The following is a 288-nucleotide window of genomic DNA, read 5'->3' on the forward strand; positions in this document are numbered from 1 at the left end:
GCCTCTCGCGATTCCCCGCGACCACGCTGTGCGTCCATTCATTTATCACCCGCTTCGCAATAGCGGGCAGCGCCTGCCGCGCGCGTCCTGTCATCAGCGCAACAATGGCCTGCTGATGTACGCGTGCATCGCCGCCCGGATTCGCCCCGTCCTTCGCAGCCGCCGCAAACGCATCGCGAAGCTGCTTGCCAAGTTGCGAATTCCCGCGCAGCGTCGAATCCAAATCGCGGTAAATCTCGCCAACGATGCGCGTCTTTGCGCCCGGCGAAATGCTCTCCGGCAACAGTT

1 protein-coding gene is annotated in these 288 nt (G+C 62.8%); it reads right to left on the reverse strand.

What is annotated here, in order from left to right; genetic code table 11:
- A partial coding sequence (locus tag LB452_RS13445) for a hypothetical protein (RefSeq protein WP_224462249.1) occupies window positions 1-288 on the reverse strand: 288 nt, incomplete at both ends.

It is taken from the genome of Psychroflexus longus (genome assembly GCF_020164595.1).
GTDB lineage: Bacteria > Bacteroidota > Bacteroidia > Flavobacteriales > Flavobacteriaceae > Psychroflexus > Psychroflexus longus.